This is a genomic window from Stappia indica, assembly GCF_009789575.1.
Lineage (GTDB): Bacteria > Pseudomonadota > Alphaproteobacteria > Rhizobiales > Stappiaceae > Stappia > Stappia indica_A.
Genome location: NZ_CP046908.1, coordinates 3264768 through 3286967, shown reverse-complemented (window position 1 = coordinate 3286967; position 22200 = coordinate 3264768). Strand labels below are relative to the sequence as shown.

The following is a 22200-nucleotide window of genomic DNA, read 5'->3' as shown; positions in this document are numbered from 1 at the left end:
CTCCGGTTTTCCTCAGGCCGGATCGCTCAGCCAGGCCTGCGACCGCATCTCGACAAGGCGCGAGACCGTGCGCTGGAACTCGAAGGATTCCGTCCCCGACGTGGCAATGTAGAGGCCGTCCGGCTCCGCCTCGGCGGACACGATCAGCTTGTTGCGGTTGTTGTAGAGCGTATCCACCAGATTGATGAAACGCTTGGCCGCATTGCGCTGGGGCAGGTCCATCACCGGCACGCCTTCCACGACGAAGGTGTGGTAGGAGAGCGCCAGGCGCTGATAGTCCGCCGCACCCAGCGGCTTCTCGCACAGTTCCGCAAACGTGAAGCGGGCGACGCCGGCGGCCGTGCGCGAGACCGGGATCTTGCGCCCCTTCATCTCCAGCACCTCTTCATGCGCGGGCAGACCGTGGGTGAGCTTGCGCCAGAGATCGTCGACCGCACGGTCCGCGTCGGGCCCGAGCGGCGACAGGTAGAGAGGGGCGCCTGCGAGCTTTTCCAGACGGTAGTCCGTGCGCGCGTCGAGGCACACCACGTCGACCCGCGTCTTGAGCAGGTCGACGAAACCGAGGAAATGGCCGCGGTTGAGCCCGTCGCGATACAGGTCGTCCGGCGCCACGTTCGAGGTCGCCACCACGACGACGCCCAGCTCGAACAGGCGCGTGAACAACCGGCCGAGGATCATCGCATCGGCGATGTCGGTCACGGCGAACTCGTCGAAGCACAGAAGGCGGGTTTCGGCGGCCAGGTCCGCCGCAACCGGCGGGATCGGATCGTCTCCGGCGATGCTGCCGTCGCGGATCGCGGCACGCACCGCATGCACGCGCTCGTGCACATCGGCCATGAATTCGTGGAAATGCACCCGCCGCTTCTTCTTCATCACCGCGATGTCGAAGAACAGGTCCATCAGCATGGTCTTGCCGCGGCCGACCTTGCCCCAGACGTAAAGCCCCTTGACCGGTTCCCTGGCAGCGCCGCGCTTGCCGAAGAGCCAGCCAAGCGCGCTCTTCTTGGAGGCGGGGCCGGTCTCGGCGAGAACCGTGTTGAGACGGTCGAGCAGGGCCGCGACCTCGGTCTGGGCCGGATCCCTTTCGATTTCGCCGGCCTCGACCAGCGCGTCGTAGCGCCCGGTGACCGTATGCGCGATCGGGATCGTCCGTTCTGCCGGGTGCGTCGCAGCCATCATCAAGCCCTTGAAAGAACCGGGTTCCCGGGGCCGGGTCCCGGAAAATGCAACCGTTGCCCGCAGGTTGCCTCCGCCTCGCTGGATAGCCCGAGCATGCGGGCAAGAGCAAGCGCCGAGGATCCCGCTCGCCGAGGCAAGCCTACTTTTTGGGGAGGAAGGCGTCGTCCACCGGCACCTGCAGGCCGGTCGCCAGACGGTTGGTCTCGCTGGCCATGCCGACGACCGCCAGCAGTTCGCCGAGTTGCGCCTCGCTTATGCCCTTGGCACGGGCTGCGGTCGTATGCGAGCGGATGCAGTATTCGCAGCCATTGGCGATCGAGACCGCCACGTAGAGCATTTCCTTGACGAGCGGATCGAGAGCGCCCGGCGCCATCACGTCCTTCAGGCTGGCCCAGGTCCGCTCCAGCAGCGCCGGATCATTGGCCAGGACACGCCAGAAATTGTTGATGAAGTCCGTGTTCCGGGTGGCGCGGATATCCGCGATCACCGCGGCAGCGCGGGGAGAAAGTTCACTGTCTTCCAGGATCGGCCACACCGACATCGCCTCGCCCCCCTTCTGCTCGCCGGCCTGCGCCCGCAGGTGTCAGGCCCTTACCGATAGACCTGGATCGGCGCACCGGCGGTCGTACGGCCCGCGAAGTTCTCGGCGCCGGTCGCATAGAGTTCGGCGACGGTCGCGCCGCTGGCATCCTTCAGCAGCACCTGCTTGCCCTGCAGGTCCCAGGCCGAGATGGTCTGCATCTGCGGCGAGGCACAGCCGCGGGAGTTGGCGCGATAGCCGCCGCTCCACGTGGTCAGCGTCATGAAGAGCTTGCAGTTGTCGGCGCCCGACGCAATGGACCAGCCGCCGAGCATGTCGCTGCGGCCGATCTCGCGCGCACCGGCGGGCGGGCCGCTCGGGGCGGTGCCGGCGGACGGGTCTACTGCAGCGACGTTGGTCTGCGTTCCATCGAGCGGAGCGCCCTGAATCGGCTGGCCGTCCGGGCCGAGCGTCGGCGACATCGGCTGCAGCGGCTCGAGGGACTGGCTCGCGACGGGTGCGGTCGGGGTGGCCGGAAGCGGAGCGCTCCGGCTTCCGTATCCCAGGCGCTGACAGCCAGCGAGTGCCACGGTCAGACTGAGCGCAACGATCAGAGGCGCGCCATACCGGGAGGAACGGGTCATGATGTGTCTGTCCTTGCTCGTTCTATGCTTTGGACGGTCGGTTCTCAGCTGCGCGATGCGACAGGCGGGTCGCGCATCCGCGCCCTGCCTGGACATCACAACTCCTGTCGCGGCGCGACGATCCCTCGACGCAACCGACTATCGCAGGCCCGCCCGATTCTTGTCGGTTTTGGTGACCAAATGGTTGACGCGCCTTCAATGGGCGGGCAATTGGTCCAAATCATGGCCCGACCAGCGTGATCGGCCATGATCGCGGCGGTCACGAATTCGCCTCGAACCCTCTCTATAAAAATCACAAGGTCTGGGGAGACCCGAGGAGCGGTGCTGTCCTCATCAGGAGCATCGCATGTCGTCTCAAACCGAGAAGCCGGCAGCCGGCTATTACAGAAAGCTGACCTATAACGATATCGCGCAGTTTCGCGATCATCTCCTCCGTCTCGATCCGACCGCCCGCCGGGCCCGCTTCGCCATGCCGGCGAGCGACGCCTTCCTGCGGTGCTATGCCGATACCAGCTTCACCCTGGGCACGGTCATCCACGGCTACTTCGCCGAGGGCCTCTTGCGCGCGGTCGCGGAACTGCGTCCGTTCGACGATGGCGTCAATGCCGAGGCTGCCTTCTCCGTCGAGCAGAACTGCCAGCAGGCCGGCATCGGCACGCGGCTGATGGAGCTGACGCTGATCGCCGCGCGCAACCGCGGCTGCAAGCACATCTACATGAACTGCCTGGCGACCAACCGGGCCATGCAGCAACTCGCCCGCAAGTTCACCGCAGACCTGACCTTCGAAATGGGCGACATCGTCGGCCGGATCGAGCCGCGCAGCTTTTCCGCCTTCAGTCTCGTGCGCGAAGGGCTTGCAGACATGTTCGGATTGATCGGCGCGTTGACGGACGGCCCGCGCAGGCCGCTGGGAGGCTGAGACCGGCATACAGCCGGCCTCAGCGATCAGGCGATGCGGCGCAAGGCGACCGGCCGAAACAGCCCCTCCTCAAGGGCGAGGTTGATGCGTCGCCGCAGCTCGTGAAAGGCATCGCGCAGCGCATCGCGGCCGACCAGCCGCGAAGTATGCGGGCCGACATGCCAGTCGAGCAGCCGGGCGTGGGTCGGCCAGACCCGGCGCGTCGCGCCCAGCGCCGCCGCACTAAGGCCGACGACGACATCGGGAATCGGCGCGTGAGGCAGCACGAAGAGCTGCCAGCTTTTCGGCTGCAGGCCCTCGCTCGCCAGCCCGTGCGCAGCCAGAACACGCTCCACGCCCTCGGCAAGGCGCGGAGCCGGAGACAGGCCTGCGGAAAATGCCCGAATACTGCGTCCGTCATCCGCATTGAGATAGGCCTCGGCCATCGGACCGAGCCTGGCGTTGTCGTCGCACAGGAACAGGACATTCACAGTCATCGTCACTCCTTGCTGCACGCAAGCCCCACCCGCAACCGCAGATGGGAATTGCGCACACCGGTTTCCACCACCTGGCCCATGGCTCGATGGTGAAAGCGAATCGCGTTTCCGCCCCCGGGCAGGTGATACGGAAGATCGGAAACGCGAATATGACGGGCAGGGAGACAGTACAGGGCGAAATCACGGCAATCGGAAGGCGTACAGCCTCCCTCCGCGCAACCCCCGAAAATCACGCAAGGGCGTCGAATGCCGCCAGCGCCTCGGCTCCGTAGATCATCGAGGGCCCGCCGCCCATATAGACGGCAACGCCGATCGCCTCGATCACTTCCTCGCGGGTCGCGCCATATTTCGCGGCCGCCTTGGCGTGATAGGCAAGACACCCGTCGCAGCGTGCTGCAATGCCGATCGCAAGCGCGATCAGTTCCTTGGTCTTGGAATCGAGCGCTCCCGGTCCGATCGCCGCTTTCGCGATCTCGTGGAACCCCTTTGCAACGCCCGGCATTCCGCTGCGCAGGTCGCCCATCCGGCGATCCGTCTGTTCGAGAAAGGCACTCCAGTCGCTCACGGCCATGATGCGAGATCCCATGCTGATTTCAGTGGGGCGAAACTAGCGGGATACGAACTTCGCCTCCTTGCGCTGGATCAACCGTTCGGCGCTTCCCGCTTGACCCTCCGGCCGCATCCGGTCACCTCTTGCCAAAGCTCAACAAACCGGACCGCCGCCCATGCCCTTCGCCATCTGGTGCATTCTTGCCGCCGCCGTGCTGCCGATCTTCTCCGCCTTCCCAGGCAAGTTGTCGAAGGACTTCGACAACGCCCGCCCCAGGGATCCGGACTACTGGAAGGAGGGTTTCCGCGCCCGCGCCGCCGCCGCCCAGGCGAACGGCTTCGAAGCCCTGCCGCTGTTTGCCGCCGCGGTCATCGTCGGCCTTTGGCAGGGCGGGGATGCCGAGTGGATCGACCGCCTGGCCGGCCTGTTCATCGGTGCGCGGCTGATCTTCATCTTCTGCTACTGGACCGACAGGGCAACGCCCCGCTCGCTCGCCTGGGCCGTCGGCTTCCTGTCCAGCATCGCGATCTTCACCAGCCCGGTCTGGAGCTGAGAGATGCAAAAGGCCGCCCGGATCGCTCCGGACGGCCGTCGAAACGCGGCAAGATCTGAAGGGCGAGCGCGTCAGACGCGGCGCTCGACCATCATCTTCTTGATCTCTGCAATCGCCTTGGCTGGGTTCAACCCCTTCGGGCAGGCCTGCGAGCAGTTCATGATCGTGTGGCAGCGATAGAGGCGGAACGGGTCCTCGAGATTGTCGAGGCGCTCGCCGGTGGCCTCGTCGCGGCTGTCGATCAGCCAGCGATAGGCCTGCAGCAGCACGGCCGGGCCGAGATAGCGGTCGCCGTTCCACCAGTAGCTCGGGCACGAGGTCGAGCAGCAGGCGCACAGGATGCACTCGTAGAGGCCGTCGAGCTTGGCGCGGTCCTCGTGGCTCTGGCGCCACTCCTTCTCCGGCGCCGGCGTCGTCGTCTGCAGCCAAGGCTCGATGGAGCGGTGCTGGGCGTAGAAGCGCGTCAGGTCCGGCACCAGATCCTTCACCACCGGCATGTGCGGCAGCGGATAGATCTTCACCGGGCCGTCGCCGATCTCCTCCATGCCGCGGGTACAGGCCAGCGTGTTGGTCCCGTCGATGTTCATCGCGCAGGACCCGCAGATGCCCTCGCGGCAGGACCGGCGGAAGGTCAGCGTCGGATCGATGTTGTTCTTGATGTAGATGAGCCCATCCAGAACCATCGGTCCGCAATCGTCGAGGTCGACGAAATAGGTATCGACGCGCGGGTTGCGGCCGTCATCCGGGTTCCAGCGATAGATGCGGTATTCCCGCAGGTTGGTGGCGCCGGCCGGCTTGTCCCAGACCTTGCCCTGGGTCACCTGGGAGTTCTTGGGAAGCGTCAGCTGTACCATGTCTCGTCGCTCCGCGTTTCGGTCGGCCGGATCGGGCCGGCCATCCATTCCGTTCAAGTTTCCAGCCGCTCAGGCGAACCGCCTCAGCAGCACATTGTCTTCCGTTTCGCCTTCGGCGAGATAGCCGAAGGTGGCGAGCACGGCGAGGCAGTCTTCCTGCCAGTGCTCGCGGCAGTTGGTTTCCAGCAGGATCGCGCCGGGATGGCCGCTCGGGTCCGTTGCCCTGATATAGGGCAGCAGGACCCGGTCCTCGTATCCCTCGACATCGACCTTCAGAACGTCGACGCGCGTCACGCCGTAGCCCGCCAGGATCTCCGCCAGCGGCTGCACGCGGACCTGGCGCGCACGCCAGTCCCCCTGCCACTCTTCCGTCAGTTCCGGTACCAGGGTCGCGAAACCGCAATTGCTCGGCTCGCTCCACAGATCCATGGTGCCGCAGCTTTCCCCGACTGCCACCGTCGCCACATCGATGTCCGCCAACCCGTTCGCGGCGATGTTGAACGCAAGGCGTCCTGCCGTATCGGGATTGGCCTCCACCGCCAGAACAGTGGCGCCGCAACGCGCGGCGGCAAGGCTGTAGCTGCCGACATTGGCGCCGACGTCGACGAAGACCGTGCCCTGGCGCAGGTGGGCGGCGAGGAAGCGCCGCTCTGCCCGCTCGGGCAGGCGCTGATGCGCCAGGATCTTGCGATCGTCGTAGTTGGAGCCGGGATAGAGCCGGAAACGCAGCCCCTCGACCTCGGTATCGAACGGTCCGGCGAAGAGGCGGGCGACGACCGCCCGAAGCTTCTTGCGCAGGGCCGGAGCGAGATCGTGCCAGTCGGCGAGCCGCCACGCGAAACGCGCCAGTCCCCGGGTCCGGTAGGTCCCGAAGGGAGAGGTCGTGTCAAGGAGCGTGGCTGTCGCCGTCATGTCCGCAAGGCTCCAGGCGCACCGGCAGGGCCTCGAGGGCCGTGCCGGTGCGCGGTCTCCATCAGTAGACGCGCGCCTTCGGCGCGATCTTCTTCGGGTCGATGCCGCCTTCCTCGTAGGTGGTCAGCGGCTCGGTGATCACCGGACGATAATCGAGCGTCACCTTGCCGGCCTCGTCGACCCAGGCAAGCGTGTGCTTGCGCCAGTTCTCGTCGTCGCGACCGCCCATCGGACCGTCCTTGTAGTCCTCGCGGGCATGGGCGCCACGGCTCTCCTTGCGCGCCTCGGCGCCGTAGACCGTGGTGATGGCGTTGGCCATCAGGTTCTCCAGCTCCAGCGTCTCCACCAGGTCGGAGTTCCAGATCATCGAGCGGTCGGTGACCTTGAGGTCGGCCATCTCGCCCCAGATCTGCGTCAGGCGCTGGCAGCCCTGCTCCAGGCTTTCCTGGGTGCGGAAGACGGCTGCGTCTTCCTGCATGGCCCGCTGCATCTTCTCGCGCAGCTGCGCGGTCGGCGTGCCGCCATCGGCGTGACGGATGCGGTCGAAATGACCCATGATCCGGTCGCAGGAGGCTTCGTTCGGCGTCGGAACGGCCGACTTGCGGTCGATCACTTCGCCCGCCTTGATCGCCGCCGCGCGTCCGAAGACGACGAGGTCGATCAGCGAGTTGGAGCCGAGACGGTTGGCGCCGTGCACCGAGGCGCAGCCCGCCTCGCCGACAGCCATCAGGCCCGGCTGGATCGCATGCGGGTCGTCCGCCGTCGGGTTCAGCACTTCGCCCCAGTAGTTCGTGGGAATGCCGCCCATGTTGTAGTGGACGGTCGGCAGAACCGGGATCGGCTCCTTGGTCACGTCGACGCCGGCGAAGATCTTCGCCGATTCGGAGATGCCCGGCAGACGTTCGCCGAGAATGTCCGGATCGAGATGGTCGAGATGCAGGAAGATGTGGTCCTTGTTCTTGCCCACACCGCGGCCTTCGCGGATCTCCATGGTCATGCAGCGCGAGACGACGTCGCGCGAGGCGAGATCCTTGGCCGAAGGAGCATAGCGCTCCATGAAGCGCTCGCCCTCGGAATTGACCAGGTAGCCGCCCTCGCCGCGGGCGCCTTCCGTGATCAGGCAGCCCGCGCCGTAGATGCCGGTCGGGTGGAACTGCACGAACTCCATGTCCTGCAGCGGCAGGCCGGCACGCGCCACCATGCCGCCGCCGTCACCGGTGCAGGTATGGGCGGAGGTCGCCGAGAAATAGGCGCGGCCGTAGCCGCCGGTGGCCAGTACGACCATCTTGGCGGCGAAACGGTGGATGGTGCCGTCGTCGAGGTTCCAGGCGATGACGCCCTGGCAGACGCCATCCTCGGACATGATCAGGTCGAGCGCGAAATACTCGATGAAGAACTCGGCATTGTTGCGCAGCGACTGGCCGTAGAGCGTGTGCAGGATCGCGTGGCCGGTCCGGTCGGCGGCCGCGCAGGTGCGCTGCACCGGAGGACCGTCGCCGTAGTTCTGCATGTGGCCGCCGAACGGGCGCTGGTAGATGCGGCCGTCCTCGGTCCGCGAGAAGGGCACGCCGTAGTGCTCCAGCTCGTAGACCGCCTTGGGCGCCTCGCGGGCCAGATACTCCATGGCGTCGGTGTCGCCGAGCCAGTCGGAGCCCTTCACCGTGTCGTACATGTGCCACTGCCAGCAGTCGGGCGTCATGTTCTGGAGCGAGGCGGCGATGCCGCCCTGCGCCGCGACCGTGTGCGAGCGGGTCGGGAAGACCTTGGAGATACAGGCGGTCCTGAGGCCCTGCTCGGCCATGCCGAGGGTCGCCCGCAGGCCGGCGCCGCCGGCTCCCACCACCACCACGTCGTAGCGGTGGTCGACGAAGGAATAGGCTTGTCCTGCCATGGTGTTCAGCCTCCGAAGCTGATCTTGAGGACAGCAAAGATCGACGCGAGGCCGATGAATGCCGAGAAGAAGGTGTTCGCCATCAACGTCAGGAACTTCGGCAGCTCGTCGTGGATGTAGTCCTCGATGACGATCTGCATGCCGAGCTTCATGTGATAGACGCCGGAGATCACCACCATCAGCATGACGATCGCCACCAAGGGATTGGCGAGAGCCGCCGTGACCGTTTCGTAGTCGCCGCCCTGCAGGGCGATCACCAGGATCACGAAGAAGGTGATGAGAAAGACGTTGGCAACGGCGGTCACCCGCTGGCGCCAGAAATGGGTCGTGCCGTCCCGGGCCGAGCCGAGGCCGCGAACACGTCCGAGCGGAGTGCGCATGTCAGTCATGGATCCAGCCTCCCTCAGCGAACCGCGTATCCGACGACCCACAGCAGGATCGTCAGGGACACCGAACCGACCAGCGTGGCGCGTGCGAGCCACTCGCGCGCCTGCGGCCCAAAGCCGTGCCCCATGTCCCAGATGAAGTGCCGCATCCCGCCCAGCATGTGGTGGAGCAGCGCCCAGGTGAACCCGAACAGCACGAGCCGCCCGAGGATCGAGCCGTAAAGATCGTTGACGAAGTTGAAATAGTCCGGGCCCGCCGCTGCGGCCACCAGCCACCACACCATCAGGATCGTGCCGAAATACAGTGCGCAGCCGGTGATGCGGTGCACGATCGACATGACCATGGTGAAGATGGGTTTGTAGATCTGGAGATGCGGCGAAAGCGGCCGGCTGTTTCTCGTCCCGACGTCCGACATGGATTGTTCTCCCGTCTCCCTCATCGGCTTACGCTTACGTAAACGTTAGCTAAATCAGGGCCTTGTATACCCGCCTTCTAACTCCATCGGACGGGTACGTCAAAATATCCTGTCGGATAAGACGGAAAGCGGGTTTTGTCACCGCTCCAAAGGCGAACGCCAGCCATGCTGCCGCTTGGCCGGCAAAGAACGACGCGGGATGCTTACCTATACGTTAACCGCTTGTGCAGATGCACCATCATCACGGTCGCGAAGATCGGCGTCAGCAGGTTGAGCAGCGGCACGGCAAGAAAGCCGGCGATCGCGAGGCCGGCAAGAAACACCGTGCCGGAATGGGCCCGGCGCAGAGCACGCGCCTCGGTCGGAGAGCGGAAGCGGCTGGCGGCAAACTCGAAAAACTCGCGGCCGAGCAGGTATCCATTGACCACGAAGAAGGCGATCAGATTGACGCCAGGAACGAGGAGCAGAAGGAGCGCCAGCAGGTTGCCGGCGATGACGATGCCGGTGAACTTGAGCGCCTGGGGCAGTGCCACCGACAGGGGCAGCGCCTTGCCCGGAGGATCCGCCGGATAGTCGCGGCTCTCCACCACCTCGGCGATGTCGTCCTGCAGCAGGCCGGCGATGATCGCGGTGACCGGCGCGACGAGGAAGCCGAGCAGGAAGATCGCGCCGATGCCGGTCAGCAGCGACAGGACCGTTTCCAGCCAGGGATAGGGCAGGCTGACGAAGGCTGCGACCGCACCGTTCAGGCCAAGCCAGACGAGAAACAGCAGCACCAGCGTGTAGCCCAGCGTCTTCCAGAAGATCGCCCGCAAGGGGGGCTCGAAGATCTGGGAAAGCGCGCGCAAAGCGGAAGAAATCATGTCGGGAACGCGGTCCTTGTCGCCGTATGCTTCGAGCCTCACTTAGGAAGCCAGCAGGCCGACCACAAGCCGGCCCGGCTCAGCCGTCCACCGGTTGCCACGCCATGCCTGTGGCGTTTCTGTCTCGCAGCGCAGCCCGCGCAAAGCCGTACCAGAAGCCCCCTCCGGCCGGCTGGTCGTACCGCCGATCGATCGCCCAACCACCCAGATGGCACTTGAGCAGGGTGCCGACCGCGCCGTGTCCGACGAAAAGCACCCGCGCGTCCTGCGGGATGCGCTCCAGATGCGCCGCCACCCGCCCGACAATCCGCACCTGGGCATCGCATGCCCGCTCCCAGCCGCGCACGCTGATCTCCGGCTGCGCAAAAAAGGCATCGGCGACGCGCTCGAACTCCTCCGGCGGCAGGAAGCCGGTCGCCGACCGGTCGTTCTCGTGCATCAACTCGTCCACGGTCACCGCAAGACCGAGATGCGCCGCGATAATTTCCGCCGTCTCGACCGCTTTTGTCTCGGCGCTGGAGACGAGATGGGTCAGGGACGCGAAGTCGACCCGCCCGGCGCCTGTCCGCGCGCGCCGCGCACCGTCCTCCGACAAGCTCCATTGCGGCACGGGAACGGCCGGGTCGACGCGCACCTGCGGATGCGTGAGATAGAAGCAGTCGGCAGGCGCGAGGCCCATGGTCAGCTCCGCCCCTCGACCCAGCTGCGAATCAGCCAATGGGCGATGGAAAGCGGCGGCGGCACCTTGAGCCCGTCCGGATGGGTGTCCGCCAGCATCGCCGTCACCTCCTCGCGGGAGAACCAGCGACAGGCCTCGAGCTCGGCCTCGTCCATGGTGATGTCGCGGCTGATCGCCGTGCCGTGGCAGCCGATCATGAGCGAGGCCGGAAACGGCCAGGGCTGGCTCGCCATGTAGCCGACATCGCCGACGCGGATGCCCGATTCCTCGAACACTTCGCGGCGGACCGCCTCCTCGATGGTCTCGCCCGGCTCGATGAAGCCGGCAAGGGTGGAGAACACGCCTTCGGGCAGGCGCGGCGGCCGGCCCATCAGGCAGGCATCGCCATCCGTCACCAGCATGATCGCCACCGGATCCGTGCGCGGGAAATGCAGCCCGCCGCAGGACGGACAGTCGCGGCGGTAGCCGCCCTGCGTCATCGTGCTGGGCGAGCCGCACCTGGAGCAGAAGCGATGGCTGACATGCCAGTGGAGCAGGGAACTGGCCTGCGCCAGCAGGCCCATGTGGCCCGGCGGCAGGACGCCTTGCAGGGCAAGAGACCGCAGGTCGATCAGCTTGCGCCCGTCGCTCTCGGCCCGCTCCGGATCGACGGCAAGAGCTGCGGCAAAGACCGGCGCCTCGGTCTCCGGCTGGAAACCGAGCAGGACGATTTCATCCCCTATGGGCGCGAGCGCAGCACCCGTCTTCTCTTCCCACAGGATCGACAGCTGCGAACCGGACGTGTCGACCAGAGGCTTGCCCTCGCACAGGAAGACGAAGCGCGCCGCCGGCGCTGCCCGGTGTGCGGCCAGCCAGTCCGCATCTCCGCGATACTCGGAAAGCCGGTCCAGCGGATTGCCGTGATAGGAAAACCCGAAGGCGGTATCGGGCGTGTTGGTCATGCTGGAGCGGTCCTCGTCTGGTTGCCGCATCTGGCGGGCAATAAATCAGGTTATCGGAACAAGGCGGCCTGCGATCCTCAGCGCAAGGGCTTCGGCCTCGCCTGCGGGATAGGGCACGGCTGCGCCTGAGCCCCAGACGGGGCCGGGCCAGGCCGCATCGCCGGCAAAGCGCGCGATCACATGCACATGGAGCTGCGCGACGATGTTGCCGAGCGCCCCGACATTCAGCTTGTCGCAACCCGTCTCCGCCTTCAGCACTTCGCCCACAAGGGCGATCTCGCGCATCAGCTGCGTGCGATCCTCCTCCGCCAGATCGAGCAGCTCGACCAGCTCCGGCTTGCGCGGGACCAGCATCAGCCAGGCAAACCGGCTGTCGCGCATCAGGCGCAGGCACGACAGCGGCAGATCGGCGACGGCCAGGCTGTCGGCCGCAAGCCGCGGGTCGAGACTGAAGGACGACATGGAGGCTCCGTCAAAGGCGGGGAGGGACAGGAAGCCGCACTATAACGGGAGCGCATGCAAGCGCCAGCCCCTCCCCCTTGCACTTCACCCCACCATTTCCCGTTGACGGCCTTCCCCGCCGGAGGGCATGCCAGACAAGGAACACGACGAGACCGAGACCACCGGGACGGGGCACGACATCGGGGAGGACGCGGATGCTGCCTGAGGCAACAAGCTATGAAGATCTTGCCGCACGCTTCGTCTGGCAGGTGCCGGAGCGCTACAACATCGGCGTCGACATCTGCGACAAGTGGGCAGACGCGGATCCCGAGCGCACTGCGATCATCGCCATTTCCGAAGACGGCCGCCGCGATGTCGTCAGCTTCGCCGACCTGAAGGCGCTGTCCAACCGCATCGCGAACCTTCTCGTTCGCGACGGCATCCGCCCGGGCGACCGGGTCGCCGTCCTCCTGCCGCAGGCCGTCGAGACGGCCGCGACCCACATCGCCGCGCTCAAGATGGGCGCGATCACCATTCCGCTGTTCATGCTGTTCGGCGACGAGGCGCTGGCCTACCGGCTCGGCAATTCCGGCACGCGCGCGGTCGTCACCAATGCGGACGGCGCAGCCAAGCTCGCCCGGATCCGCGATCAGCTTCCCGATCTACAGGTCATCTACATGATCGATGGCGCGGCGCCGGGCACCATCGATCTGCATGCGCAACTGGCGAGCCAGTCCACCGCCTTCACGCCGGTCGATACCCTGGCCGACGATCCGGCCATCATCATCTACACCTCCGGCACCACCGGCCAGCCCAAGGGCGCACTGCATGCCCAGCGGGTGCTGCTCGGCCACCTGCCCGGCGTCGAGATGAGCCACGACCTGTTCCCCGAGCCGGGAGACCGGATCTGGACCCCCGCCGACTGGGCCTGGATCGGCGGGCTGCTCGACGTGCTGATGCCGGCGCTGCATCACGGCATCACCGTCGTCGCCTGCCGCTTCCGCAAGTTCACGGCGGAAGCCGCCTTCGATCTCATCGCCCGCGAGAAGATCCGCAATGCCTTCCTGCCGCCCACGGCCTTGAAGATGATGCGGGCCCATGGCGAGCCGCCGGCGGGCCTGCACCTCGACATGCGGACGGTCGCCAGCGGCGGCGAGACGCTGGGCGCGGAACTCGTGGAATGGGGTCGGCGGGTATTCGGCGTCACCATCAACGAGTTCTACGGCCAGACCGAGTGCAACATGATCGTCTCGTCCTGCGCCCGGCTGATGCCGGCGCGGCCGGGCATCATGGGCCGCGCGGTGCCCGGCCACGAGCTTGCCATCGTCGATGCCACGGGCACGCCGCTCCCCGACGGGCAGCAAGGCAATATCGGCGTCCGGCGCCCGGACCCGGTGATGTTTCTCGGCTACTGGAACAATCCCGAGGCGACGCAGGCGAAATTCGCCGGCGAGTACCTGCTGACCGGCGACATGGGCGTGCGCGATGCCGACGGCTGGCTGCGCTTCGTCGGACGGGACGACGACGTCATCACCTCGGCCGGTTATCGCATCGGCCCGGGCGAGATCGAGGATTGCCTGATCGGGCATCCGGCCGTCGCCATGGCAGGCGTCGTCGGCAAGCCGGACCCGGCGCGCACCGAGATCGTCAAGGCCTATGTGGTGCTGGCGGAGGGACATGCTCCGTCGCAGGCACTGGCCCGCGAGCTGCAGGACTTCGTCAAGTCGCGGCTCGCCGCGCACGAATATCCGCGCGAGATCGCCTTCGTGGATGCCCTGCCGATGACGACGACCGGCAAGATCATCCGTAAGGACCTGCGCGCCCAGGCGGTCGCCGAGACCGGGGAGAGCGGGGACCGCCGGTGATCCTTGCGGGATTTCCCCTTGCATCGGCGGGATAAAATCACGATATAGGGCGCGGGAGGTTGGTGGTGGACGAGCCACTCGCCAACCGGGTCAGGTCCGGAAGGAAGCAGCCCCAACGAGTCGCGGCACGGGTCACCGTGCCAGCCTCCCACCCTTTCCCCTCAAGGTCTCGATCCGGTACGGCCTGCGTATCGTGACGCAATCGCGGCAGTGCGAGGGCGCAGGAATGCGCGCTCTGGCCAGCGGCGGCGGGGAAATCCTGCAAGGCGCACCGAATAGGCCTCAACATCCGGCGGTCGCGCCGTTAAGCTTGTGCCCATGGACGGTCTCATCCCCACCTCTTCCGACGACACTCCCGGCGCGGGCAGCGGCAACGCCGCGTATCGTGTGCTCGCGCGCAAGTATCGCCCCCGCAGCTTCGACGACCTGGTCGGCCAGGAGCCGATGGTCCAGACTCTGCGCAACGCCTTCGAGACCGGGCGCATTGCCCAGGCCTGGATGCTGACCGGCGTGCGCGGCGTCGGCAAGACCACGACGGCGCGCATTCTCGCGCGCGGGCTCAACTACGAGGTCCCCGGCGAGGTGGACCGGCCGACGGTGAACCTCGACAAGCTCGGCGTGCATTGCGAAGCAATCATGGACGGCCGCCATGTCGACGTGATCGAGATGGACGCCGCCTCGCATACCGGCATCGACGACATTCGCGAGATCACGGACGCGGCGCGCTACCGGCCGGCATCCGCCCGCTACAAGGTCTACATCATCGACGAAGTGCACATGCTGTCGAAGTCGGCTTTCAACGGCCTGCTGAAGACGCTCGAGGAGCCGCCCGAGCATGTGAAGTTCATCTTCGCCACCACCGAGATCCGCAAGGTGCCGGTGACGGTCCTGTCGCGCTGCCAGCGCTTCGACCTGCGCCGCATCGATGCCGACAAGCTCGTCGGTCTGCTGCGCCGCATTTCGCAGGCAGAGGGCATCGCTGTTGCCGACGAAGCGCTGGCGCTGATCGCCCGCGCCGGCGAAGGCTCTGCGCGCGATTCCCTGTCGCTGCTCGACCAGGCCATCGCCCATGGCAGCGTCTCTCATGGCAGCATCTCCCAGGGCAGCATCTCCCAGGGCGGCGGCGACACGATCGGTGCGGAGACGGTGCGCGGGATGCTCGGCCTCGCCGACCGCGCCCGTATCATCGACCTGTTCGAGTACCTGATGCGCGGCGACGCGGCGGCGGCCATGGCCGAGTTCCGCCAGCAATACGACGTCGGCGCCGACCCGGTGGTCGTGCTGTCCGATCTTGCCGAATTCACCCATCTCGTCACCCGGTTGAAGATCGTCCCGGATGCGGGCGACGATGCCTCGGTGACGGAAACAGAGCGCGCGCGCGGCCGCGAGCTTGCCGGCCGCCTGTCGCTGCGGCTTTTGTCGCGCGCCTGGCAGATGCTGCTGAAGGGCATCGAAGAGGTGCAGGCCGCCCCCAAGCCGCATCTGGCCGCCGACATGGTCCTGGTGCGTCTGGCCTATGCCGCCGACCTTCCCGATCCGGAAGACGCCCTGCGCATGCTGCGCGACGGCAAGGCGGCCGCGCTCGGCTCCAGCCTGCCGGCACCGCCGACCCGCCCGCAGACCTCCGGCGGAGACGCTTCCGCGCGACAGGCGCCGAGCGAGCCGGCGCAAGCCGCCGCCTCGCCAGCCGCGTCCGGCCCCCCCTACTCCGCCCCGGCGGCCGCGGAGCCGGTCGCCGTATCGCCGCAGATGCGCACCTCCGCGCAGGCACTGCCCGGCGAGGCACCGCACGCTCAGGCCGCTCCCAGTTCCCCGCCGCGCCTGCAGGCGCTGGCCGGAGGGCTTGCCCCGGAGACGACACGCCCCCAGCCCGCTGCCGACAGTCAGCCGGCACCCAGCCACGGCCTTGCCTCGCTGGCCGATTGCTCGGCCCTGGCGGCCGAAAAGCGCGATATTCGTCTGAAGGTCGAGATCGAGCGGCAGATGCGGCTCGTGCGCTTCGAGCCGGGGCGAATCGAATTCCAGCCGGTCGAAGGCGCCGATCCCGATCTCGCCGGCCGGCTCGGCCGGCGCCTGTCGGAATGGACCGGCACCCGCTGGATCGTCACCGTCTCCCGCACGGAAGGACGGCCGACGCTGCACGAGGAGCGCGAGGCCAACCAGCGCCAGCTCTTTTCCGACGCGCGCGCCGAGCCTACCGTGGCCGCCCTGCTCTCGGCCTTTCCGGGCGCCAAGGTCGTCGACGTGAGAATGACCGCCGTCGAGGACGCGCCCCTTGACATGGCTCCGGTCGAAGACGAAATCGACCCCGACACATGATGCGACAGCCGGAGCCGGTACGGTCCGACCTGCCGACCGGCAGGGACTGACCCGGCGCCCTTTCGCACCGCTCCCAAGGAGAGACCCATGGACTTCCTGAAGATGATGAAACAGGCGAAGCAGATGCAGGAGCAGATGGGCTCGCTGCAGGAGGAGATCGCCGCGGTCGCAGTGGAGGGTACCGCCGGCGGCGGCATGGTCACCTTGACCATGACCGGCAAGGGCGAGCTCAAGTCCATCCGCATCGACCCGTCCATGGCCAAGCCCGACGAGGTCGAGATCCTCGAGGACCTGATCCTTGCGGCTCACCATGACGCCAAGGCCAAGGCCGAAGCGCTGCTGCAGCAGAAGACCCAGGAACTGATGGGCGGTCTCGGCCTGCCCGCCGGCTTCAAGCTGCCGTTCTGATCCGATGGCCAACCGGGCGGTCGCCGGACCCGAGGTCGAACGGCTGATCCAGCTGCTCGCCAAGCTGCCGGGGCTGGGCCCCCGGTCGGCCCGGCGCGCGGCGCTGCATCTCATCAAGAAGAAGGACCAGCTGCTGGTCCCGCTGGCGCAGGCCATGGGCGTTGCCGTGGACCGCGTGACCGTGTGCCAGACCTGCGGCACCGTCGACACCTGCGATCCCTGCACCATCTGCTCCGATCCGCGCCGCGACACGGCGACCATCGTCGTGGTGGAGGACGTCTCCGATCTGTGGGCGCTGGAGCGTGCCGGAGCGCTGAACTGCCGCTACCACGTGCTGGGCGGCACCTTGTCGCCGCTCGACGGCATCGGCCCGGACGACCTGACCATCGACAAGCTGATCGAGCGGGTCGCCGCCGGCGATGTCTCTGAAATCGTCCTGGCGGTGAATGCGACGGTGGAGGGCCAGACCACGGCCCATTACATCACCGACCGCCTGCGCGGCATGGAGGTCAAGGTGACGCGCCTCGCCCATGGTGTGCCGGTCGGCGGCGAGCTCGACTATCTCGACGAGGGGACGCTGGTTCAGGCGCTGAAGGCCCGCACGTCCTTCTGATCCCGCATGTCGTCCCGCGCGGTGCGTCATGCTAGGCTTGGCGCAGCCAGCCACCTGCAACGGATCGCCATGCACCGCGCCCTGCCCGCCCTTCTCGCTTCGCTCGCAGTCCTGCTTGCAGCCGTCTGCAGCTCTCCCTCCCTCGCCCAGCAGAGCCTGCAGGCGAAGTTCGACCGGTTCCTCGAAACGCGCATCGTACCGGCCGCCCGCGCGGCCGGCGTGCCGCAGGACGTGATCCGGCGGGAGCTCTCCGGCCTGTCGCCCGACACCTCGCTGCCGGGTCTCGGCGATCCAGACGGGCCGGAACGGCCGCCCTCGGTCAACTATCAGTCCGAGTTCCGCGCCCCGGCCGGATATTTCCGCGACAGCCAGTTCAACGCGCTGGCCGCACAGGGCCGGCGTCTTGCACAGACGCATCGCGCGACCCTGTCGCGGATCGAGGCGCGCTACGGCGTGCCCTCGCGGATCATCCTGGCGATCTGGGCGCGCGAATCCGGCTATGGCGCCGCCCGTATTCCCAATGATGCGCTAAGAACCCTTGCGACCCGCGCCTTCATGGGAACCCGGCGCGATTTCTTCGCAGAGGAGACCGTCGCGGCCCTGCAGATCCTGGCAGACGGGCACATCAGCCGTGCGGATCTGCGCAGTTCCTGGGGCGGCGCGCTCGGCCAGCCGCAATTCCTGCCCTCCAGCTTCCTGCGCCTTGCGGTGGATTTCGACGGCGACGGCAAGCGCGACATCTGGCGCTCGGTGCCGGACACGCTGGCCTCCATCGCCAATTATCTGGCCTGGCACGGCTGGGTGACAGGGCGCGACTGGGGCTATGAGGCCGAGGTGCCGGCCTCCGTCTCCTGCGCGCGCGAGGGCCCCGACCGGGGCCAGCCGATCTCGGCCTGGGTCAGGGAAGGCGTCAGCCGCGTCAAGGACCGCCCGTTTCCGCAACACGAGTTGCCGCAACCGGGCTTCCTCCTGATGCCGGCCGGACGCAACGGCCCGGCCTTCATCGCCACCGACAATTTCTATGTGCTGAAGGCTTACAACGAGTCCGACGTCTACGCGCTCTTCGTCGGCCATCTGGCGGACCGCTACGGCAACAATACCGGCTTCGTGCAGAGCTGGAAGGACGTGAAGACGCGCTCGCGCGGCGCCGTGCGCGACCTCCAGCTCGAGCTGGAGGCCAAAGGCCACGATGTCGGCGGCGCCGACGGGCTGATCGGCTTCAAGACCCGCCGCACCCTCGGCCTCGAACAGGAGAAGGCCGGACGGCGGGCAACCTGCTGGCTGGAGTGATCGCTAAGAGGAATAACGAGCCTGTAACGCACCGTTCCAATAGTCATCCGTAGCAGGAGGATGGATGATGCCGGAACTGATTACACTCGATGATTTCCACCAAACAACCGTCGCTGGTGCAGCCGTTTGGGATTACACCGACACTGCTAAGCCCGTGTTCTTCGGCGCAACCGATTCGACTGGCTCACTCAAGCCGACTACCCCTGTTCCCAAAAGTCTGCGGATCGTTGCTCGTGGCTATGTGCCTGTCGACCTTGTACAGGGGCTCCGCTCGACCACCCGGCTGAAATTGACCAAGCTGCACCCAGGCACATATTCCGGCTTCCTACCCGATGCCGGGATGACGACATGGAGCGCGGATAGCAGGCCGCTTCTGCTCCAGTTCACGTCCGCCGGACTGACAAGATCGGGGCGCGATATCCGCGATCTCAAGGCAAGCGAGTATTTTCAGTACAAGTGCGTCGAAGATGAAAAATGGGCAGAACTCAAAACGCGCAGCAATACCTTCCCGACCTTCGGCAAAGAATTCACCACACCAATCTACGACCTGAACATGCTGCGCTTTCCAGAACCCGGCGTCATGATTGCCCAGATCTTCAATACTGACATAGAGGTGCGCTTCTCTCGGTGCAACTGACGGCACTCTTTGGAGAGCTCGCTGCTACTCGCTGACGATGCCGGTGTCCGCTGTCTCCAGATGGAAGGCGGCAGCCATCAGCGCCTTGGTGTAATCGGTCTTCGGCGCGTCGAAGACATCGGCGGCGGCTCCCGCCTCGACCACCTTGCCGGCCCGCATGACGATGACCTCATTCGCGAGCGCGCGCACCACCTTGAGATCGTGCGAGATGAAGAGATAGGCGAGGCCGTGGCGCTTCTGCAGGTCGCGCAGGAGATCGACCACCTGGGCCTGCACGCTCATGTCCAGCGCCGAGGTCGGTTCGTCGAGCATGACGAATTTCGGCTGCAGCACCATAGCGCGGGCGATGGAAATGCGCTGGCGCTGGCCGCCGGAAAACTCGTGCGGATAGCGGAAGCGGGTCTCGGCATCGAGCCCCACCTCGACCAGCGCTGCGGCGACCTTCGCATCCCGCTCGTCCGCGGTAATGCCGGGGAAATGCACGGCGAGCCCCTCGCCGACGATGTCCGCCACCGACATGCGCGGGCTGAGCGAGCCGAACGGGTCCTGGAAGACGATCTGCATGTCGCGGCGCAGCGGACGCATGTCCTTCCACGACAGGGTGTCGATCTCGCGGGTACCGAACCGGATCTTGCCGGTGGAGGAAATCATCCGCAGCAGGGCAAGGCCGAGCGTCGTCTTGCCGGAACCGCTCTCGCCGACGATGCCGAGCGTCTGGCCCTCGCGCACCGTGACGTCGATGCCGTCGACCGCCTTGATGTGATCGACGGTCCGGCGCAACAGACCGCGTCTCACCGGAAACCACACCTTCACGTCGCGCGCTTCCACCACCACCGGCCGGGTCTCGTCCGTCACCGGCGGCTTGCCCTTCGGCTCGGCCGCGATCAGGTGCCGGGTGTATTCGTGTTGCGGGTTCTCGAAAACCTCGCGCACCGTTCCGCTCTCGACGATCTCGCCTTTCGTCATCACGCAGACCCGGTCGGCGACCTTGCGGACGATGCCGAGATCATGGGTGATGAACAGCATGGCCATGCCGACGTCGCGCTGCAGCTCCTTGAGCAGCTTGAGGATCTGCGCCTGCACGGTGACGTCGAGCGCGGTGGTCGGCTCGTCGGCGATCAGCAGGTCCGGCTCGTTGGCGAGCGCCATGGCGATCATCACGCGCTGGCGCTGGCCGCCGGAGAGCTGATGCGGATAGCTCTGCAGACGGCTCTCGGGATCGCGGATGCCGACCTGGTCGAGCAGTTGCACCACGCGCGCACGTGCCGTGGTCTCGCCCATGCCGCGATGCAGCTTCAGGACCTCGGCGATCTGTTTTTCCACCGTATGCAGCGGATTGAGCGAGGTCATCGGCTCCTGAAAGATCATCGAGATCTCGTTGCCGCGAATGCGCCGCAGCGCCGCCTCGTCGGCTTTAAGCACGTCCTCGCCCTTGAACAGGATCTCGCCGCTCGGGTGAGACGCGGACGGATAGGGCAGCAGCTTCACCGCCGACAGCGCGGAGACCGACTTGCCGGACCCGGATTCGCCGACCAGCGCCAGCGTCTCGCCGGGACCGATGTCGAACGAAATCCGGTCGACGGCCGTGTGGGTGACGCCGTTCTGGGTGAAGGCGACCGAAAGCTCGCGGACGGAAAGCAGGGGCCGTGTGGTCTGTTCGCTCGTCATTGGGTCCTCACACGAAGCTCTTGCGCGGATCGAACGCGTCGCGCACCGCTTCGCCGATGAAAATCAGCAGGCTGAGCATGGTCGAGATGACGATGAAACCGGTGATGCCGAGCCAGGGCGCCTGCAGGTTGTTCTTGCCCTGTGCCAGCAGTTCGCCGAGCGAGGCGGAGCCGGGCGGCAGGCCGAAGCCGAGGAAGTCCAGCGCCGTCAGCGTCGAGATCGAGCCGTTCAGGATGAAGGGCATGAACGTCAGCGTCGCCACCATCGCGTTGGGCAGAAGGTGCCGCCACATGATCGTGGCATTGCCGACGCCGAGTGCCTTGGCCGCCGTCACGTATTCGAAATTGCGCGCGCGCAGGAATTCCGCCCGGACCACGCCCACCAACGCCACCCAGGAGAAGGCGAGCAGGATGGTGAAGAGCGTCCAGAAGCCCGGTATGAGCACCGAGGAGACGATCAAGATCAGGTAGAGCGTGGGGATCGCCGTCCAGACCTCGATGAAGCGCTGGAACAGGAGGTCGACCCACCCGCCGTAATAGCCCTGCACCGCGCCGGCGGCGATGCCGATCACCGAGGAGGCGATCGTCAGGGCCAGCCCGAACAGCACCGAGATGCGGAAGCCGTAGACAAGCCGCGCGACGACATCGCGGCCCTGGTCGTCGGTGCCGAGCCAGTTCCAGTTGCCGGGCGTGCAGTTGGGGTCCTCCGCCCCGAGCGGATAGCGGCTGCAGCGCTCCTGCTTGTCGAGCAGCCAGGAAGGCGGCGCGGGCGCCGGCACCGGAATCTCGTTGTTGACCGTGCGATAGGAGTAGCGGATCGGCGGCCACAGCATCCAGCCATTGGCGCCGATTTCTTCCTGGATATACGGGTCGCGGTAATCGGTGACCGCCAGGAAGCCGCCGAACTTTTCCTCCGGATAGTCGACGAGGATCGGCGCCAGCACCTCGCCCTTGTAGACGACGACGATCGGCCGGTCGTTGACAAGAAGTTCGGCGACGAGCGACAGGCCGAACAGGACAAGGAAGATCCAGAACGACCAGTAGCCGCGCCGGTTGGCCCTGAAGTTCGTCAGCCGGCGCCGGTTGATCGGCGACAGCCAGCCCTTCGGCCGGCCGATCGGCGCACCGGTCGTAGCGGTTCCGGCATTGCCGGCGGTTTCTGTCCGCAGGTCCATGG

At 66.6% G+C, this 22200-nt stretch carries 24 protein-coding genes and 1 other RNA gene; 9 read left to right on the top strand and 16 right to left on the bottom strand.

Annotation, left to right across the window (positions count from 1 at the left end):
* Nucleotides 1-12: 12 nt before the first annotated feature.
* The 3 genes from zapE to GH266_RS15435 form a co-directional block, all read right to left on the bottom strand.
* Complete coding sequence (gene zapE, locus GH266_RS15445; RefSeq protein WP_158194623.1) at nt 13-1176, bottom strand: cell division protein ZapE; 1164 nt, start codon at nt 1174-1176, stop codon at nt 13-15.
* A gap of 142 nt (nt 1177-1318) precedes the next feature.
* Nucleotides 1319-1720 (bottom strand): carboxymuconolactone decarboxylase family protein, encoded by a 402-nt coding sequence (locus tag GH266_RS15440; protein WP_158194622.1) that lies wholly within the window; start codon nt 1718-1720, stop codon nt 1319-1321.
* 50 nt (nt 1721-1770) lie between these two features.
* Nucleotides 1771-2343 (bottom strand): AprI/Inh family metalloprotease inhibitor, encoded by a 573-nt coding sequence (locus GH266_RS15435; RefSeq protein WP_158194621.1) that lies wholly within the window; start codon nt 2341-2343, stop codon nt 1771-1773.
* 346 nt (nt 2344-2689) lie between these two features.
* Between GH266_RS15435 and GH266_RS15430 the strand changes: the two genes are divergently transcribed.
* Nucleotides 2690-3262 (top strand): GNAT family N-acetyltransferase, encoded by a 573-nt coding sequence (locus tag GH266_RS15430; RefSeq protein ID WP_158194620.1) that lies wholly within the window; start codon nt 2690-2692, stop codon nt 3260-3262.
* A 26-nt stretch (nt 3263-3288) separates the two neighbouring features.
* Here the strand turns inward: GH266_RS15430 and GH266_RS15425 are convergent, their stop codons facing one another.
* Both GH266_RS15425 and GH266_RS15420 read right to left on the bottom strand, forming a co-directional pair.
* Complete coding sequence (locus GH266_RS15425; protein WP_158194619.1) at nt 3289-3738, bottom strand: arsenate-mycothiol transferase ArsC; 450 nt, start codon at nt 3736-3738, stop codon at nt 3289-3291.
* Nucleotides 3739-3967: 229 nt separating this feature from the next.
* A complete protein-coding gene (locus tag GH266_RS15420) occupies nt 3968-4309 on the bottom strand; it encodes a carboxymuconolactone decarboxylase family protein (protein ID WP_158196238.1) in 342 nt (113 codons plus the stop codon).
* A gap of 154 nt (nt 4310-4463) precedes the next feature.
* Here GH266_RS15420 and GH266_RS15415 point away from each other — a divergent pair, with 154 nt between their 5' ends.
* Complete coding sequence (locus GH266_RS15415; protein WP_158194618.1) at nt 4464-4841, top strand: MAPEG family protein; 378 nt, start codon at nt 4464-4466, stop codon at nt 4839-4841.
* Between the two features lie 71 nt (nt 4842-4912).
* Here GH266_RS15415 and GH266_RS15410 read toward each other — a convergent pair whose 3' ends face one another.
* From GH266_RS15410 to GH266_RS15370, 9 genes are all read right to left on the bottom strand, one after another.
* Nucleotides 4913-5695: a succinate dehydrogenase iron-sulfur subunit gene (locus GH266_RS15410; protein ID WP_158194617.1), complete on the bottom strand. Its 783-nt coding sequence runs from the start codon at nt 5693-5695 to the stop codon at nt 4913-4915.
* A gap of 69 nt (nt 5696-5764) precedes the next feature.
* On the bottom strand, nt 5765-6607 hold the full coding sequence (locus GH266_RS15405) for an FkbM family methyltransferase (protein ID WP_158194616.1): 843 nt from the start codon (nt 6605-6607) through the stop codon (nt 5765-5767).
* Between the two features lie 61 nt (nt 6608-6668).
* Nucleotides 6669-8498, bottom strand: a complete 1830-nt coding sequence (sdhA, locus tag GH266_RS15400; protein WP_158194615.1) for a succinate dehydrogenase flavoprotein subunit — start codon at nt 8496-8498, stop codon at nt 6669-6671.
* Nucleotides 8499-8503: 5 nt separating this feature from the next.
* The gene (sdhD, locus tag GH266_RS15395; RefSeq protein ID WP_158194614.1) at nt 8504-8887 is read right to left on the bottom strand and encodes a succinate dehydrogenase, hydrophobic membrane anchor protein; all 384 of its coding nucleotides are present in this window, start codon (nt 8885-8887) and stop codon (nt 8504-8506) included.
* A gap of 14 nt (nt 8888-8901) precedes the next feature.
* Nucleotides 8902-9300: a succinate dehydrogenase, cytochrome b556 subunit gene (gene sdhC / locus GH266_RS15390; RefSeq protein ID WP_158194613.1), complete on the bottom strand. Its 399-nt coding sequence runs from the start codon at nt 9298-9300 to the stop codon at nt 8902-8904.
* 203 nt (nt 9301-9503) lie between these two features.
* Nucleotides 9504-10163 carry a sulfate transporter family protein gene (locus tag GH266_RS15385; protein ID WP_158194612.1) on the bottom strand — a complete coding sequence of 220 codons (660 nt, stop codon included), beginning with the start codon at nt 10161-10163 and terminating at the stop codon, nt 9504-9506.
* A gap of 79 nt (nt 10164-10242) precedes the next feature.
* Entirely contained in the window at nt 10243-10842 is a 600-nt protein-coding gene (locus GH266_RS15380; protein WP_158194611.1) for a histidine phosphatase family protein, read from the bottom strand.
* A 2-nt stretch (nt 10843-10844) separates the two neighbouring features.
* The gene (nudC, locus tag GH266_RS15375; protein ID WP_158194610.1) at nt 10845-11783 is read right to left on the bottom strand and encodes an NAD(+) diphosphatase; all 939 of its coding nucleotides are present in this window, start codon (nt 11781-11783) and stop codon (nt 10845-10847) included.
* A 45-nt stretch (nt 11784-11828) separates the two neighbouring features.
* Nucleotides 11829-12245, bottom strand: a complete 417-nt coding sequence (locus GH266_RS15370; protein WP_158194609.1) for an HIT domain-containing protein — start codon at nt 12243-12245, stop codon at nt 11829-11831.
* A 194-nt stretch (nt 12246-12439) separates the two neighbouring features.
* Here GH266_RS15370 and GH266_RS15365 point away from each other — a divergent pair, with 194 nt between their 5' ends.
* The 7 genes from GH266_RS15365 (at nt 12440) to GH266_RS15335 (ending at nt 19356) form a co-directional block, all read left to right on the top strand.
* A complete protein-coding gene (locus GH266_RS15365) occupies nt 12440-14089 on the top strand; it encodes an acyl-CoA synthetase (protein ID WP_158194608.1) in 1650 nt (549 codons plus the stop codon).
* A gap of 54 nt (nt 14090-14143) precedes the next feature.
* Nucleotides 14144-14241: signal recognition particle sRNA small type (gene ffs, locus GH266_RS15360), an RNA gene on the top strand.
* 166 nt (nt 14242-14407) lie between these two features.
* A complete protein-coding gene (locus tag GH266_RS15355; protein ID WP_158194607.1) occupies nt 14408-16408 on the top strand; it encodes a DNA polymerase III subunit gamma/tau in 2001 nt (666 codons plus the stop codon).
* 87 nt (nt 16409-16495) lie between these two features.
* Nucleotides 16496-16816, top strand: coding sequence for a YbaB/EbfC family nucleoid-associated protein (locus GH266_RS15350; protein WP_158194606.1), 321 nt, complete (start codon nt 16496-16498; stop codon nt 16814-16816).
* 4 nt (nt 16817-16820) lie between these two features.
* Nucleotides 16821-17429, top strand: a complete 609-nt coding sequence (recR, locus tag GH266_RS15345; protein WP_158194605.1) for a recombination mediator RecR — start codon at nt 16821-16823, stop codon at nt 17427-17429.
* Nucleotides 17430-17435: 6 nt separating this feature from the next.
* Nucleotides 17436-18719, top strand: a complete 1284-nt coding sequence (locus GH266_RS15340) for a lytic murein transglycosylase (protein WP_342354276.1) — start codon at nt 17436-17438, stop codon at nt 18717-18719.
* A 67-nt stretch (nt 18720-18786) separates the two neighbouring features.
* The gene (locus GH266_RS15335; protein WP_158194604.1) at nt 18787-19356 is read left to right on the top strand and encodes a hypothetical protein; all 570 of its coding nucleotides are present in this window, start codon (nt 18787-18789) and stop codon (nt 19354-19356) included.
* Between the two features lie 24 nt (nt 19357-19380).
* On the opposite strand, the gene GH266_RS15330 is transcribed toward GH266_RS15335, so the two are convergent.
* Complete coding sequence (locus tag GH266_RS15330; RefSeq protein ID WP_158194603.1) at nt 19381-21024, bottom strand: ABC transporter ATP-binding protein; 1644 nt, start codon at nt 21022-21024, stop codon at nt 19381-19383.
* Between the two features lie 7 nt (nt 21025-21031).
* Nucleotides 21032-22198 (bottom strand): ABC transporter permease, encoded by a 1167-nt coding sequence (locus GH266_RS15325; protein ID WP_158194602.1) that lies wholly within the window; start codon nt 22196-22198, stop codon nt 21032-21034.
* Between the last annotated feature and the right edge of the window lie 2 nt (nt 22199-22200).

What these genes read in the sequence shown, in the direction of transcription:
- zapE (WP_158194623.1), bottom strand. Translation starts at nt 1,176, where the DNA reads ATGGCTGCGACGCACCCGGCAGAACGGACGATCCCGATCGCGCATACG.
- GH266_RS15440 (WP_158194622.1), bottom strand. Translation starts at nt 1,720, where the DNA reads ATGTCGGTGTGGCCGATCCTGGAAGACAGTGAACTTTCTCCCCGCGCT.
- GH266_RS15435 (WP_158194621.1), bottom strand. Translation starts at nt 2,343, where the DNA reads ATGACCCGTTCCTCCCGGTATGGCGCGCCTCTGATCGTTGCGCTCAGT.
- GH266_RS15430 (WP_158194620.1), top strand. Translation starts at nt 2,690, where the DNA reads ATGTCGTCTCAAACCGAGAAGCCGGCAGCCGGCTATTACAGAAAGCTG.
- GH266_RS15425 (WP_158194619.1), bottom strand. Translation starts at nt 3,738, where the DNA reads ATGACTGTGAATGTCCTGTTCCTGTGCGACGACAACGCCAGGCTCGGT.
- GH266_RS15420 (WP_158196238.1), bottom strand. Translation starts at nt 4,309, where the DNA reads ATGGCCGTGAGCGACTGGAGTGCCTTTCTCGAACAGACGGATCGCCGG.
- GH266_RS15415 (WP_158194618.1), top strand. Translation starts at nt 4,464, where the DNA reads ATGCCCTTCGCCATCTGGTGCATTCTTGCCGCCGCCGTGCTGCCGATC.
- GH266_RS15410 (WP_158194617.1), bottom strand. Translation starts at nt 5,695, where the DNA reads ATGGTACAGCTGACGCTTCCCAAGAACTCCCAGGTGACCCAGGGCAAG.
- GH266_RS15405 (WP_158194616.1), bottom strand. Translation starts at nt 6,607, where the DNA reads ATGACGGCGACAGCCACGCTCCTTGACACGACCTCTCCCTTCGGGACC.
- sdhA (WP_158194615.1), bottom strand. Translation starts at nt 8,498, where the DNA reads ATGGCAGGACAAGCCTATTCCTTCGTCGACCACCGCTACGACGTGGTG.
- sdhD (WP_158194614.1), bottom strand. Translation starts at nt 8,887, where the DNA reads ATGACTGACATGCGCACTCCGCTCGGACGTGTTCGCGGCCTCGGCTCG.
- sdhC (WP_158194613.1), bottom strand. Translation starts at nt 9,300, where the DNA reads ATGTCGGACGTCGGGACGAGAAACAGCCGGCCGCTTTCGCCGCATCTC.
- GH266_RS15385 (WP_158194612.1), bottom strand. Translation starts at nt 10,163, where the DNA reads ATGATTTCTTCCGCTTTGCGCGCGCTTTCCCAGATCTTCGAGCCCCCC.
- GH266_RS15380 (WP_158194611.1), bottom strand. Translation starts at nt 10,842, where the DNA reads ATGGGCCTCGCGCCTGCCGACTGCTTCTATCTCACGCATCCGCAGGTG.
- nudC (WP_158194610.1), bottom strand. Translation starts at nt 11,783, where the DNA reads ATGACCAACACGCCCGATACCGCCTTCGGGTTTTCCTATCACGGCAAT.
- GH266_RS15370 (WP_158194609.1), bottom strand. Translation starts at nt 12,245, where the DNA reads ATGTCGTCCTTCAGTCTCGACCCGCGGCTTGCGGCCGACAGCCTGGCC.
- GH266_RS15365 (WP_158194608.1), top strand. Translation starts at nt 12,440, where the DNA reads ATGCTGCCTGAGGCAACAAGCTATGAAGATCTTGCCGCACGCTTCGTC.
- GH266_RS15355 (WP_158194607.1), top strand. Translation starts at nt 14,408, where the DNA reads ATGGACGGTCTCATCCCCACCTCTTCCGACGACACTCCCGGCGCGGGC.
- GH266_RS15350 (WP_158194606.1), top strand. Translation starts at nt 16,496, where the DNA reads ATGGACTTCCTGAAGATGATGAAACAGGCGAAGCAGATGCAGGAGCAG.
- recR (WP_158194605.1), top strand. Translation starts at nt 16,821, where the DNA reads ATGGCCAACCGGGCGGTCGCCGGACCCGAGGTCGAACGGCTGATCCAG.
- GH266_RS15340 (WP_342354276.1), top strand. Translation starts at nt 17,436, where the DNA reads ATGTCGTCCCGCGCGGTGCGTCATGCTAGGCTTGGCGCAGCCAGCCAC.
- GH266_RS15335 (WP_158194604.1), top strand. Translation starts at nt 18,787, where the DNA reads ATGCCGGAACTGATTACACTCGATGATTTCCACCAAACAACCGTCGCT.
- GH266_RS15330 (WP_158194603.1), bottom strand. Translation starts at nt 21,024, where the DNA reads ATGACGAGCGAACAGACCACACGGCCCCTGCTTTCCGTCCGCGAGCTT.
- GH266_RS15325 (WP_158194602.1), bottom strand. Translation starts at nt 22,198, where the DNA reads ATGGACCTGCGGACAGAAACCGCCGGCAATGCCGGAACCGCTACGACC.